Here is a 13,142-nt window from a genome sequence, read left to right as displayed (position 1 = left end):
TCACCCCGGCCCCGCCCGGGCCTCTGCGGTGACGTGCACCTCGCGCCAGGGCACGTGAGGACCCTGGACCATCACGGCGACCAGCACGTCGCGGCCGCGGACCTGGCAGTCGGTGAGCCTCCCATCGTTGGCAGCGGCGATCCACGCGGCGTCGGCACATGCGTCGGCCTGACTGGTCGCTCCCGCGAGCGCGGCGAGGTCGGCCGCCGCTTGGGCACGACGCTGGGCAGTGACCAGTCCGCCGGCCGCGGAGAGCCCGACCGTGACGAACAGCAGGACGCCGGCCATCGCCACGACCAGCACCGTGGCGCCGCCCTCCTCCGAAGGCCGTCTCACGACTCCTCCGCGAGGGCGACCGCCTCGTCGGACACCGTCACGCCGGGGAGCGCGGAGAGCAGGCCGCCCGGGGCACGCACGCGAGCGCTCGTGGTCACGGTGACCTGGCCGTCTCCGACCACGACGCTGACCCGGGCGCCCTCCGGCGCGATCCGCAGCGCGACCGACTCCGCCGCCGCCACGTCGTCGCCACGCGCGACGGCCCGGGCGGCTTCGCGCGAGGCGTCGACGACCCTCACCTGCGCGGCGCCGACGGCCAGCATCCAGACCAGGCCGGCCGTCAGGGCCACGAGGAGCGGGATGCCGAGCGCCAGCTCGGCGGTCGCGGCTCCACGCTCGCCCGGCCGGCCCCGCGACGACAGCCCCATCAGCCGATGCCGAGCAGGCTCATCACGTGGTCGAAGAGCCGGCCGAGCAGCTGGTCGCCGAAGCTGCCGGTCAGCAACTTGTAGAGCAGCCCGGCGAACCCGGCTCCCGCCGCGGTGCCGACGGCGTACTCCGCCGTGGTGATGCCCCGCTCGTCTCGTCGCGTGGTCGTCATCCGTCCTCCTGAGGGTCGTGCGGGACTCCCGATGAACCCCGTCCTGACGAGCCTCCGGCGCCTGGGCTGCGCCCGCACCTGGACGGCCCGCACGCTGTGGACAGACCGCGATCGACGACGTCTGTGGACGGTTCGCGGCTCGGCCGCCGGTCTTGCCGTCCGTCATACGAACCCGCACCGATGCGGTCGGATTCGTATGACGGATCGAGCCGGGCAGGAGCGGGCCCCCGCCCTCACGGCGCCACCGAGCCGAGGAGCGAGGCGACCGTCGGCACGACCCCGAGGAGGAGGAACGCCGGGAGCAGGCAGACGCCGAGGGGCACCGCGGCGGCCACGCCGACCTTCCTCGCGGCGTCCTCCGCCCGGGCGAGGCCCTCGCGCTCGAGCTCGTCGGCGAGGCGCTCGACGACCTGCACGACCGAGGCTCCGGAGGTCTGCGACCGGACCATCGCCCGCACCAGCGGCGCCAGCTCGGGATCGTCCGCCACCGACTCCCAGGCCTCGGTCGGGGACGCTCCCCACCGGGCGCGATCGACCACCGGCGCGAAGCGGTCCGCCGCCGGCCCGGGGAGGGCGGCGCACACCTGCGCCAGCCCGGCAACGGGCTCGGCACCGGCGCGCAGGGTGGAGGCCAGGAGGTCGACCAGGTGGGGCAAGGTGCGCTGGACCTCCTCGCGCTCACGTCGCCTGGCCGGCGGCTCGACCCGGGACAGCAGCCACCACGCACCCGCCGCACCAGCCGCTCCCGCGACCGGACCGGCGGACCCGCCGACGAACAGCCACGCAGCCATCGCGGCGCCGAGCACGCCGACCAGGCGGACAGGCGGCCGGGAAGGCCTCGAGGGCCGAGGCGGACGGGCAACCGGTGGGACCAGCAGGAGGATCGCCAGCGCCGCACACCCGGCGACCAGCCAGGTCACGGCGCCGCCGCCTGGTCGGCCAGCCGCTCGATCCACCACAGGCCCAGTCCGAGGAGGCCGAGTCCGGCGACGAGGCAGCCCCACCCGACCGGGGTGCCGAGCAGGAAAGCCCATGGGTCGGAGCCCGCACCCGAGCCCATCACGAGCACCGCGAGCGGAAGGCAGGCGACCAGGCGAGCCGTCGCCCGCGCCGACGCGAGCTCGGAGTCGACCAGGCGTCGGGTACGGCGCCTGGCCCGGAGGCCCGCGGACGTGCGCTCGAGGGCAGCAGCCAGTCCTCGCCCGGACTGGTGCGCGACCTGCCACGCCCCGGCCACCCATCGGAGGTCGGCCGCGCCAGGCCGTTCGCGAGCAACGGCTCGCAGGGCGTGCGGCACGTCCGCACCGAGGTGGTGGGCCTCCACCACCGGCCGCAGGGGCGGCCACCTCTCGCCGGCCACGGCCAGCGCGGATCCGGGTGGCGTGCCGGACGCGAGCTCGGCCGCGAGCAGGTCGCACACCTCCAGCACGGCTGCCTGGTCGGCGGCCTGCTCCCGGCGCCGCGGCGCCGGAGGCGCCCACCGGGGGCGTTGCTGTCGCCTCCCGGGTGCGATGCCAGCCGGCGGCACCAGCAGGGCGACCAGCGCACCGACGAGAGCGGCGGTGACCCAGGCGCTCAGCACGCAACCGCCTCCAGCCGTCGCGCGAAGGTCGCGGCCGCCGGACCACGGACGACCCGGTCGGGCTCGAAGGTCGCTGCAGTGCGCAACGACACGAGGCCAGCCTCGTCGCGCTCCGGCACCGCCAGCTCCAGGATCCGACGACGTCCGTCGCGGCCCCGACCGAGATGGATCACGACGTCGAGCGCCGCGGCGAGCTGGCTGTGCGCGGCCTCGCGGGGCAGCCCGGCGGCCAACGACAGGGCCTCGATCCGGGCCGGCACGTCGGCGGCCGAGTTGGCGTGGAGAGTGCCGCACCCTCCCCCATGACCGGTGTTGAGGGCGGCGAGCAGGTCGACGACCTCGGCCCCCCGCACCTCGCCCACCACGAGCCGGTCGGGCCGCATCCGCAACGCTTGTCGTACCAACGTCTGCAACGAGATCTCGCCGGCGCCCTCGATGTTGGCCGGGCGGCCCTCGAGCGCCACGACGTGCGGGTGCTCGGGCCGCAGCTCGCTGGCGTCCTCGACGAGCACGATGCGCTCGCTGGGGTCGACGAGGGACAGGAGTGCCGACAGGACGGACGTCTTGCCGGTGCCGGTGCCGCCGGTGACGAGGAAGGCGCAGCGGGCCTCGACGACCTCCTCCAGCAGGACGGCGCCCTCAGGCGGGAGGGCCGACGCCGCGACGAGCTCGGGCAGGGTCCACACCCGCCCGCGCGGCACCCGCAGCGAGATGACCGTGCCCGACCGCGCGACCGGCGCCAGCACGGCGTGGAACCGGGTGCCGTCCGGAAGTCGTACGTCGGCATGCGGCGTCGCGTCGTCGAGCCGCCTGCCGGCCGAGGCGGCGAGCCGTTGCGCGAGACGTCGCACGGCAGCATCGTCGGGGAAGGTCACCGACGCCCGCTCGAGCCCTCGACCGCGGTCGATCCAGACGTCGTCGGGGCCGTTGACCAGGACGTCGGTGACGTCGGGCAGGCGCAGCAGCTCCTCGAGCGGCCCGGCACCGAGCACGTCGCGCCGCAGCAGGTCGTGCACGGCCAGCACCGTCGCGTCGCCCACTGGCGAGCCGGACGCCCGCAGCGCCTCCGCCACCCGATGCGGGGTGAGGTCGCCGGAGGCGCCGGCCAGCCGGCGGCGTACGTCGTCGAGCACCGCCGCCGGCACCGGCGCGCTCATGCGGGGTCCCCGCGGCGTTGTTCGGCGGAGGAGCGGAGCGGGGGAGGCGAAGAACGTCGTGGGGTGTTCATGCCGCCTCGCCGAGCAGGTCGCGGGCGGCGCGGGCGAGCGGACCGCGGCCGGCGAGCGGCCCGAGCCCGCGGTCGACCGATGCCGCGAGCCCTCGCTGGTCGGGCAGTGCGGCGACGACCGGCAGCCCGGTCACCAGCTCGGCATCGGCGTCGCCCAGCGCACCGGGTCGCACCACGAGCCCGGCCCGCCCCTCGCGCCCGAGCTCGCCGACCAACCGCGCGGTCGCGGCCAGGCCGGGCACGCTGGCCGGGGTGACGACGAGCAGGTCGTCGCAGCGGTCGACCAGCTCGGCGAGGGCGCCACCGTGTCGCGCCAGGTCGACGACGACGAGGTCGTGGCCCCGCACCGCCGCGGGAAGGATCCGACGCACGGTTGGGAGGTCGAGGCGCCGACGCAGCCCGGACCAGGTGAGCACGCCGAGGTGGTCCCGGCGGGGCACGCCCTCGCGCAGCGCACGTGCGCCGAGGCGCCCGGAGGTCTCGCCGAGCCCCTCCCACCGCACGCCGGCGACGTCCTCCATCCCGAGCAGCCGGTCGAGACCCGGCCCGAGCGGGTCGGTGTCGACCAGCAGCGTCGGCGCACGCGCCGCATGCCACTGGGCGAGCGCGCAGGCAAGGGTCGTGGCGCCGGCACCACCCGCTCCCCCGACCACACCGACGACCCGGCTCGGCGACGCCCGCTCGCCCACGTCGGCCAGCACCTCGACCAGCCACTCGGCGCCCGTGTCGAGGTCGACCACCGACTGCGCGCCGACCGCGACGGCGGACCGGAAGGCGCCGTCCTCCGGGGCGGGCCCGACGACGAGGACCCCTTCCCGGCGCGGTGGGGAGAGCCCCGCCACCTCGGCCGCCAGGTCGGCCCCGACCAGCACGACGTCGGCCTCCGCCCAGGTCGCGAGCGCGAGCACGGGGTCGCGACAGACCTGGGCACCGACGCCGGCTGCGGCGCACAGCGGCACCACGGCGTCGTGGACGGGAGCGGACCGGGTGACGAGGAGGACGGGCATGCGGATCAGGCTCCCCGCAGACACCGACGCCACGGCGTACGGACCCCTTCGTCCTGTGGACGAACGCCCTCAGGAGCAGCCTGTGGACGCCAGAAGGCCCGAAATCCTTGCCGGATCGCCCCTACGATGGCCGCATGCCCCGCCCCACCGCGGCCTTCTTCGACCTCGACAAGACGATCATCGCCAAGTCGAGCACGCTGGCCTTCAGCCGTGAGTTCCAGGCGGGTGGACTCATCTCGCGGCGCGCGATGCTGCGCTCGGCGTACGCCCAGTTCGTGTTCTTCACCGGCGGTGCCGACCACGACCAGATGGACAAGATGCGCGCCTTCATGTCGCAGCTGTGTGCCGGGTGGGACGTCGCGACGGTGCGCGAGATCGTCACCGACACGCTGGCCAACATCGTCGAGCCCCTCGTGTACGACGAAGCCGTGACCCTGATCCAGGAGCACCGGGCCGCCGGGCGCGACATCGTCATCGTCTCCGCCAGCGGCGCCGAGGTCGTCGAGCCGATCGGGCAGCTGCTCGGCGCCGACCGGGTCGTGGCGACGCGGATGGAGATCGTCGACGGGAAGTACACCGGCAACATCGACTACTACGCCTACGCCGAGGAGAAGGCCCGCGCGATCGAGCACCTGGCCGACACCATCGGCTACGACCTCGCCGAGTCGTTCGCCTACAGCGACTCCGTCACCGACGTGCACATGCTCGAGGTCGTCGGGCACCCCTTCGCGGTCAACCCCGACAAGGAGCTGCGCCGCATCGCCACCACCCAGGAGTGGCCGATCCTGAGCTTCGTGCGCCCGGTCGCGCTGCGCCGCCACATCCCCGTACCTCCTGCCAAGCCCACGCTCGCCGCCCTCGCCGTGGGTGGCGCCGTGGCTGCCGGAGGCGTCATCTGGGCCAACCGGAAGCGCCGCGGGCCCGACGCCTGAGAAGTTTCGGCCGGATCCCCGCGCACCCACCGGCGGTGGGCAAAGTCAACCCTTGAAGGTGCTCCCGGGCAGGGGTAGGACTGACTCATCAACTCAAGACAGCACGTGTACCGGGTACCCACGCGGCGATCCACCCATCCGATGGGGTGCTGACCGATCGGGATCTGCCCGAGGCAGCGATTGAGAAGAGCACGCTTGGTAGCCACGGCATCACGTGTCAGCGGCGGCACCCGATCCACGTGAGCGGGTGCCGCTCGCATGTGGGTGTCGAGGCTCGCTGCGCTCGCACCTCAACCACCGGACACATGGCCGCGCTCACGTCGGGTAGTCCAGTGGCAGATGGTTGCGATCCCGGCCGATCGACAGCCACTCGCCACTGGACTACCGCGGACGGGCAGCCACTGGCCACTGGACTACTCGGCTGGGGCGAAGGCTCAGCCCGTGACGAGCGGCGAGGCCTCGGCACCCGCCGCGAAGGCCTCGGCGCCGTAGAGCGCCCAGGAGTGCACGCCGCTCGGCCCGCCCTCGGAGTAGCCGCGCAGGTTGGACTCGTACGCCGCCCGGTGGGCCAGGTGCCCCGCCTCGGGTACGACGAGCGACTTGGCGTCGACGCCGCGCGAGACCAGCACCAGCCGCTCGAGCGCGCGGGCCACGATGCCGTTGTGGGAGGCGAACGGCGCGGCGGTCGCCACGTCGGCGTGCGCGATCGCGGCGACGAGGAGGGCCGGGGCCGACGTGTCGGACAGCAGCAGCTCGGAGACCCCGCGCAGGCGGTCGGCGGACGCCGCATCCCGCGGCCGCCCGAGCGACTCGGCCGGGAGGGCGGCGGACGCGACGACCGTGTGGAGCCGCGCGATCGCCTGGAGCGGCGCGGTCTTCAGCAGCGGTGCCAGCGCCAGCATCGACGCCGAGAGCCGGACCGCGTCGGCGGCGATCTCGTCGGTCTCCCCGGCCCGCACCTGCTCGAGCGTGGACGCCGACCCCTCGAGCACGGCACTCGCGTGGGCGCCGCGCAGCAGTGACTCCCCCGTCAGCTCCGGCGACGTCTTGCGCAGGCCGCGGTCACGCAGCATCACGTCGATCCCGTCACGGGTGCCGGCGTAGGCCGAGCGCACCCCGTCGAGGTCGATGAGCCAGGCGAGCGGGTCGGTCATGGGGAGGAACGCTAGTCGCGCAGCGGACGGACCGGCACGTCGGGCAGCAGCGAGATCTTCTGCCAGATCTTGCGCGACATCCCGGTCGTGAGGGTCTCGAGGTCGCTGACCGTGGTGAGGACCAGCGAGTCCTGCGACTCCTCCGCGCACAGCGCCGCGACCTTCCCGACCAGCGAGAGCATCTCCGAGCAGTAGTCGAGGTAGTGCTCCATCTCGCTGCGCGTGAGGTCGAGCTCGACCGAGGCGCCGGTGGGGACGAAGTCGGGCCGCAGCCGCTCGGGGTCCTTGGTGAGCTGGTGCATGTCGACGATGTGCGCCAGCGACCGGAGCCGGTGCAGCAGCCCGAGGAGGTGGCCGCGCTCGAGCCGCTGCGGCAGCGCGTAGAGGAACCACAGCGCGAGCCCGGCGAAGACCAGGTCGTTGATCGTCGACTCGATCAGCGGCACCCACTCGAAGGAGCGGTCGGGCCCGGCACGACCGGCGTCGCGGAAGGCCAGGACCAGCACGACGACCGTGGCCAGCAGGACCGCGACCGCGGCGACCCGCGAGGCCAGGCGCACCCAGCGCAGCCGCTCGCGGATCGACGCCGACCCGGACGCGACGTCGGCGGTGAGCACGCGCAGCTCGCCGGCGACGGCGTACAGCCCGCGGTCGGGGAAGCGGGCGCCGATGCGGGACTCCAGGCGCGCCACGGTGTCCAGGACGGGCGCGGCGTCGAGGCGCTGGAGCGAGCTCACGCGCTCAGCGTAGGGATACGGTGAGCGGGATGAGCGACGAACTCCCTGCAGCCCCCGCCCCGGTCGACCGCGCACGGTCCTTCGGCTCCGTCGCCGAGGCGTACGACCGCGGCCGGCCGTCGTACCCCTCCGACGCGGTGGCGTGGCTCGCGGGCGGCGAGGCGAAGGTCGTCCTCGAGCTCGCGGCCGGCACCGGCAAGCTCACCCGCGAGCTCGTCGACCAGGGCCACGCCGTCTTCGCGACCGAGCCCGACGAGGCGATGCTCGAGGTGCTGCGCGAGCGGGTGCCCGAGGTGAGCGCGAAGCCCGCGACCGCGGAGGAGATCCCGGCCAACGACCGGTCGGTCGACGTGGTGGTCGTGGCGCAGGCCTTCCACTGGTTCGACCACGAGACGGCGCTGCCCGAGATCGCCCGCGTGCTCAAGCCCGGCGGCCACGTCGCGCTGGTGTGGAACAGCCGCGACGAGCGGATCCCGTGGGTGCGACGGATGGGCGACCTCCTCGGCCGCCAGGACCTCGACACCACCTCGGCCGAGCACCTCGTGCACAGCGACCTCTTCGGCTTCATGGAGGAGGCGAGCTTCAAGCACTGGCAGGAGGTCAACCGCGAGACCATCCTCGACATGGCGCGCTCGCGCTCGAGCTTCGCGGTGATGGACGAGGCCGAGAGGGAGCGCCACCTCGCCGAGGTGCTCGCGTTCTACGACGACTACGGCCGCGGCATGGACGGCATGCAGATCCCCTACGTCACCCGCTGCTACCGCGCCGTCGTGGTCGATCGCGACGACCAGACAACTTCCTCGCCCGACGAGCCGTCACAGGAAGGACCGGTCGTGAGCGACGGCACCGACACCGACATGTTGCTCATCGACTTCCGCTGACACTGCTCCACGGGGGAACACATGCGTCGTACGACGTTCATCGCTGCCGGCCTGCTCGGGCTGGGCCTTCTCACACCGACGAGCGCCGCGAGCGCCGCTGGCGAGACCTGCCGCGGCGAGGCGGCCACGATCGTGGGCTCCGGCCCGGACGTCACCGGCACCGAGGGCCGGGACGTCATCGTGACCGGCGACTCGCTCCGGGTCTCGGCCCTCGGCGGGGACGACCTGATCTGCGTCGTGCCCGGCCGCACCGGCTCCAACGTGCTCTACGTGGACGCCGGGGCAGGGGCGGACGTCGTCGACACCACCTCGCCGCAGCTGACCTACTACTACGTCGACACCGACCTCGGCCCCGGTGCGGACACCCTGGAGGGTGGGCCCGCCGGCGACTGGGTGGACACGGGCGACGTGGCGGGCAGCCAGGCCGAGGTGGACGTCGTACGCGGAGCCGCCGGCAACGACGACGTGACGACCCCGGGCGGGTCCGACGTGGTCGACCTCGGCCCGGGGACCAACCGGCTCGTGCTCCACGGCCCCGGCATCACCCCAGAGGGCCGGCTCACCGGCGGGGACAGCTACGACACGCTCGTGATGACGGTGGACGCCAGGGCCGTCTTCGACATGGCAGCGGGCACCTACGTCGGTACGGCGGGCTCGGCGCGGTTCACCTCCTTCGAGAGCCTCGACCTCGACGCGCGTGGCGCCGAGGTCACGTACACCGGAACGGCGACCGACGACCACCTCACCGTCGAGACCTACGGCCCCGACCCGTCCACCGTCGTCGCGGAGACCCTCGGCGGGGACGACCACGTCACCCTCGACCGGACCCTGCTGGGCCCGGGCAGCCGCATCGACGTCGGCGCCGGTCGCGACGAGCTCGTCGCGGCTCGCGCCCACGGGAGCCTGTCGCTCGACCTGAGGCGCGACCGCTCGACGGTCGCGGGCGACACCTTCACGGTGGCCGGCCTCGAGGACGCGTTCCTCATGGCCCGGACCGTCACGATGGAGGGCGACGGACAGGACAACTCGCTCGTCGCCTACGCGTGCAGGTCCTCGATCACCGGGCGCGGCGGCGACGACGAGCTCATCTGGGACGGCGACTACATCTTCGAGGAGTACCACTTCACCTGCACGCCGAGAACGGTGATGCGCGGCGGCCAGGGCAAGGACTCGTTCTACGCCAGCCGCGGTGAAGACCGCCTCTTCGGCGGTGACGGTCGCGACACCCTTCGTGGCGAAGGCGGGGACGACCGGATCCGCGGTGGCGCTGGTGCCGACGAGGTGCGGGCCGGGCGGGGCGCCGACGACGTCCGCGGCGGCACGGGCGCAGACAAGCTCTTCGGCGAGGAGGGTCGTGACGTGCTCGTCGGGGAGCGCGGGCGGGACCTCGCCGACGGCAGCGCCGGTCGCGACCGGTGCCGGGCCGAGCGCGAGCGGACGTGCGAGCGATGAGCGCGCGGCGTACGGCAACGGGTGCGGCTGCCGTGCTGGGCCTCGCCCTGCTCGTCCCGACGGCAGGCGCAGCGAGCGCGGCCGGCGAGACCTGCCGCGGTGAGGCCGCCACCATCGTCGGCGACCGCGGCACGGCGGTCGTCGGCACGGAGGGTCGCGACGTCGTGGTGACCAACCGCAGCAGCTCGGTGAAGACCCTCGGTGGCGACGACCTGGTGTGCATCACCGGACCCGACGGACGCCACGGCGTCCAGTTCGGGGTGCGGATCGAGACCGGCGACGGCAACGACGTCGTGGACGGCACTGCGGCGGACTCGTGGGGCGCGGACGTCACCCTCGGGGACGGCGCCGACCGGTTCGAGGGCGGCGACGCCGACGACTACGTGCGCGGCGGTGCGATCACGTTCGACGGCACCACCGTGGGCTATCCCGACGACGACGTCGACGTGCTGGTCGGCGGGGGTGGCGACGACCTGCTCGACGGCGGGCAGGTCGGCCTGCCGAGCTCCGACGTCCTCCTCGGCGGCGCGGGCGACGACGGCATCGACTTCCTCGGCAACGCCACCGACGCAGCGATGGTCGACGGCGGCGCGGGCCATGACAGTCTCGGCCTCCGCCTCGTCGCGGGCGCCAACGCGGTGGCCACGGCGGGCGAGCACCGTGCCGGCGGGGTCGTCGTGACCCGGTGGTCCGCGATCGAGTCGCTCTACCTCGGTGACCCGGCGACCGGAACGGCGGACGTGGTGGTCAGCGGCACCGACGGAGCGGACTCCCTGTCCACCAGCGGCCGCGGACAGGTGGTCGCCGACCTCGGCGGCGGCGACGACTCCTTCGCGGCTCCCGCCCTGCTCCCCGAGGGCAGCCGCCTCGACGGAGGCCCGGGCCGTGACGACTTCAGCTTCGGCACGGAGCACGAGGGCGTCACCTGGGACCTGCGGGTGGGCCTCGTCCGCATCGACGACGGCCGCACGATCCCGGCAGCGGGGTTCGAGGACACCTTCGTCTCGGCGCCACGGGTGCGGCTCACGGGAACCGACGGCCCGAACGCCCTCGGCATCAACAGCTGCGACGGACGCGTCGACGGACGCGACGGACGCGACTCCCTCAGCGTGCACTCCGACGCGTTGTTCGAGGTGTTCGACACCTGCATCGGCGCGGTCACCCTCCTCGGGGGCCGTGGCCACGACACGCTCGGCAGCCGTGCCGGGACGAAGGACCGGATGGTCGGCGGCCGTGGCAACGACAGGTTCTCCAGCGTCGGCGGCGACGACACGGTCTTCGGCGGTCCCGGACACGACCGCGCCGAGCTGGGGCGGGGCGACGACACGTTCTACGGCGGCCCGGGACGCGACCGGGTCGACGGCGAGCAGGGTCGTGACCTGTGTCGCGCCGAGCGTCGTAGGTCGTGCGAGCGGTAGCGGCGCGCGGTCGCGGCACCTAGGGTCACGCCATGGCGTGGAGGTGGCGGCGTACGTCGCTGGGCGGCGAGGCCGACCGCGCCGCCTTCCGCGCGCTGCACAACGCCTCCCTCGCGAGCCCGGCTCTGAGGGAGGGCCTGACGTCGTCGAGCGCCGAGCGGTCGGTCGGCCACCTGCGGGCGCTGCTCGGCACCCCGGCCGCCGGGCTGGGCGACAGCAGCGGCCTCATCGCGTGGGACGGCCTCGGCAGCCACCACCGCAGCCAGCTCGCCGCCACGATCAGCCAGGTGGCCGAGACGGGCCGCACGATGATCGTCGACGAGCGCACGCTGGTGTGCGACGACGGCGGCTGCCAGGTGCGGCAGGCGATCGTGAGCCCGCTGACCGTCGACGACGTGCTCGTCGGTGCCCTCGTCGTGGGTGCTCCGCACACCACCGGCGGCCTGGTCCGCGCGGCCGACGAGGTCGCGTCGTGGGTGAGCGGTCAGCTCGAGCTCGCCGAGCTCGACGCCTCGCGCACCCGGCTGATGGAGGCCGAGGTGCGTGCGCTGCGCGCCCAGATCAGCCCGCACTTCATCTACAACTCGCTCGGCGCGATCGCCAGCTTCGTGCGCACCGACCCCGACCGGGCGCGCGAGCTGCTGCTGGAGTTCGCCGACTTCACCCGCTACTCCTTCCGCCGCCACGGCGAGTACACGACGCTCGCCGAGGAGCTGCGCTCCGTCGAGCGCTACCTCCTCCTCGAGCAGGCCCGCTTCGGCGAGCGCCTCCACGTCACCCTGCAGATCGCGCCGGAGGTGCTGCCCGTCGCGGTGCCGTTCCTGTGCATCCAGCCGCTCGTCGAGAACGCCGTACGTCACGGGCTGGAGGCCAGCGCCGACAAGGAGGACGGCACCGGCCGGCTCTCCATCACCGCCCGCGACCTCGACCAGGAGTGCGTGCTGGAGGTCGAGGACGACGGCACCGGCGAGGACCCCGAGCGCGTACGACGAGCGCTCGCCGGCGACGCCTCGATGGACTCCGTGGGGCTGGGCAACGTCGACGCCCGGCTGCGCAATGCCTACGGTGACGACTACGGTCTGGTGGTCGAGACCGCGCCCGGCGCCGGCACCAAGGTGATCGTGCGGGTGCCCAAGTTCGCACCGGGGGTGCAGGTATGACGCAGCTCAGGGTGCTGGTCATCGACGACGAGCGCCCCGCGCTCGACGAGCTCACCTTCCTGCTCGGTCGCGACCCGCGCATCGGCGAGGTGATGGGCAGCGACTCCGCGACCGAGGCGCTGCGGGTGCTGCAGGCCGAGGAGGTCGACGCGGTCTTCCTCGACATCCAGATGCCCGGCCTCACCGGGCTCGACCTCGCCCAGGTGCTCTCGCGCTTCAAGCAGCCGCCGCCGGTGGTGTTCGTGACCGCGCACGAGGAGCACGCGGTCGCCGCGTTCGAGCTGCGCGCCGTCGACTACGTCCTCAAGCCGGTGCGCGAGGAGCGCCTCGCCGAAGCCGTACGACGCGTCGTCGAGGCCGGCGGGCCCGCGCCGTCGGGCGACGTCCAGATCCCCGTCGAGCGCGGCGGCGTCACCCGCTTCATCAACCGCTCCGAGATCACCCACGTCGAGGCGCAGGGCGACTACGCGCGGCTGCACACCGCCGAGGGCTCTCACCTGGTCCGCACCCCGCTCAGCTCGCTGGCCGAGCAGTGGGCGGACGCCGGCTTCGTCCGGATCCACCGCTCCGTGCTGGTCGCGCTCCCCCACGTCGAGGAGGTGCGCAGCGAGGGCGGGCGGGTCAGCGTGGTCATCGGCGGCACCGAGCTGCCCGTCTCCCGTCGGCACACCCGCGAGCTGCGGTCGGTGCTGACCCGACGCGAGCCGTGAGGTC

15 protein-coding genes are annotated in these 13,142 nt (G+C 74.0%); 6 read left to right on the top strand and 9 right to left on the bottom strand.

Going from position 1 to position 13,142, the window contains the following annotated elements; genetic code table 11:
• The 7 genes from J2X46_RS18570 to ssd all read right to left on the bottom strand — a co-directional run bounded on the left by J2X46_RS18570 (position 1) and on the right by ssd (position 4,694).
• The gene (locus tag J2X46_RS18570) at positions 1 to 336 is read right to left on the bottom strand and encodes an Rv3654c family TadE-like protein (RefSeq protein WP_310253191.1); all 336 of its coding nucleotides are present in this window, start codon (positions 334 to 336) and stop codon (positions 1 to 3) included.
• Positions 333 to 704, bottom strand: coding sequence for a pilus assembly protein (locus tag J2X46_RS18565; RefSeq protein ID WP_310253189.1), 372 nt, complete (start codon positions 702 to 704; stop codon positions 333 to 335). The genes J2X46_RS18570 and J2X46_RS18565 overlap by 4 nt, the downstream gene beginning before the upstream one ends.
• Positions 704 to 877, bottom strand: coding sequence for a DUF4244 domain-containing protein (locus tag J2X46_RS18560; RefSeq protein WP_310253187.1), 174 nt, complete (start codon positions 875 to 877; stop codon positions 704 to 706). Before J2X46_RS18560 ends, J2X46_RS18565 begins: the two co-directional genes overlap by 1 nt.
• A gap of 233 nt (positions 878 to 1,110) precedes the next feature.
• Positions 1,111 to 1,797, bottom strand: coding sequence for a type II secretion system F family protein (locus tag J2X46_RS18555; RefSeq protein ID WP_310253185.1), 687 nt, complete (start codon positions 1,795 to 1,797; stop codon positions 1,111 to 1,113).
• Positions 1,794 to 2,459, bottom strand: coding sequence for a type II secretion system F family protein (locus tag J2X46_RS18550; RefSeq protein WP_310253183.1), 666 nt, complete (start codon positions 2,457 to 2,459; stop codon positions 1,794 to 1,796). The genes J2X46_RS18555 and J2X46_RS18550 overlap by 4 nt, the downstream gene beginning before the upstream one ends.
• Positions 2,453 to 3,616 (bottom strand): TadA family conjugal transfer-associated ATPase, encoded by a 1,164-nt coding sequence (locus tag J2X46_RS18545; protein ID WP_310253181.1) that lies wholly within the window; start codon positions 3,614 to 3,616, stop codon positions 2,453 to 2,455. Before J2X46_RS18545 ends, J2X46_RS18550 begins: the two co-directional genes overlap by 7 nt.
• Positions 3,617 to 3,683: 67 nt before the next feature.
• Positions 3,684 to 4,694 (bottom strand): septum site-determining protein Ssd, encoded by a 1,011-nt coding sequence (ssd, locus tag J2X46_RS18540; protein WP_310253180.1) that lies wholly within the window; start codon positions 4,692 to 4,694, stop codon positions 3,684 to 3,686.
• Between the two features lie 134 nt (positions 4,695 to 4,828).
• Between ssd and J2X46_RS18535 the strand changes: the two genes are divergently transcribed.
• Complete coding sequence (locus tag J2X46_RS18535; protein ID WP_310253178.1) at positions 4,829 to 5,626, top strand: HAD-IB family hydrolase; 798 nt, start codon at positions 4,829 to 4,831, stop codon at positions 5,624 to 5,626.
• A 434-nt stretch (positions 5,627 to 6,060) separates the two neighbouring features.
• On the opposite strand, the gene J2X46_RS18530 is transcribed toward J2X46_RS18535, so the two are convergent.
• The gene (locus J2X46_RS18530; RefSeq protein WP_310253176.1) at positions 6,061 to 6,780 is read right to left on the bottom strand and encodes an oxidoreductase; all 720 of its coding nucleotides are present in this window, start codon (positions 6,778 to 6,780) and stop codon (positions 6,061 to 6,063) included.
• A gap of 11 nt (positions 6,781 to 6,791) precedes the next feature.
• Entirely contained in the window at positions 6,792 to 7,517 is a 726-nt protein-coding gene (locus J2X46_RS18525; RefSeq protein ID WP_310253175.1) for a hypothetical protein, read from the bottom strand.
• A 29-nt stretch (positions 7,518 to 7,546) separates the two neighbouring features.
• Here J2X46_RS18525 and J2X46_RS18520 point away from each other — a divergent pair, with 29 nt between their 5' ends.
• Genes J2X46_RS18520 through J2X46_RS18500 form a run of 5 tightly spaced genes read left to right on the top strand, consistent with a single transcriptional unit; the run spans position 7,547 to position 13,138 of the window.
• On the top strand, positions 7,547 to 8,398 hold the full coding sequence (locus J2X46_RS18520; protein WP_310253173.1) for a class I SAM-dependent methyltransferase: 852 nt from the start codon (positions 7,547 to 7,549) through the stop codon (positions 8,396 to 8,398).
• Between the two features lie 21 nt (positions 8,399 to 8,419).
• The gene (locus J2X46_RS18515; RefSeq protein WP_310253171.1) at positions 8,420 to 9,850 is read left to right on the top strand and encodes a calcium-binding protein; all 1,431 of its coding nucleotides are present in this window, start codon (positions 8,420 to 8,422) and stop codon (positions 9,848 to 9,850) included.
• Entirely contained in the window at positions 9,847 to 11,268 is a 1,422-nt protein-coding gene (locus J2X46_RS18510; protein WP_310253169.1) for a hypothetical protein, read from the top strand. Before J2X46_RS18515 ends, J2X46_RS18510 begins: the two co-directional genes overlap by 4 nt.
• A gap of 32 nt (positions 11,269 to 11,300) precedes the next feature.
• A complete protein-coding gene (locus J2X46_RS18505) occupies positions 11,301 to 12,428 on the top strand; it encodes a histidine kinase (protein ID WP_310253167.1) in 1,128 nt (375 codons plus the stop codon).
• Entirely contained in the window at positions 12,425 to 13,138 is a 714-nt protein-coding gene (locus J2X46_RS18500) for a LytTR family DNA-binding domain-containing protein (protein ID WP_310253166.1), read from the top strand. Before J2X46_RS18505 ends, J2X46_RS18500 begins: the two co-directional genes overlap by 4 nt.
• Positions 13,139 to 13,142: the final 4 nt, after the last annotated feature.

This window comes from Nocardioides sp. BE266 (assembly GCF_031457855.1).
Taxonomy (GTDB): Bacteria; Actinomycetota; Actinomycetes; order Propionibacteriales; family Nocardioidaceae; genus Nocardioides.
This window is presented reverse-complemented; position numbering and strand designations above follow the sequence as displayed.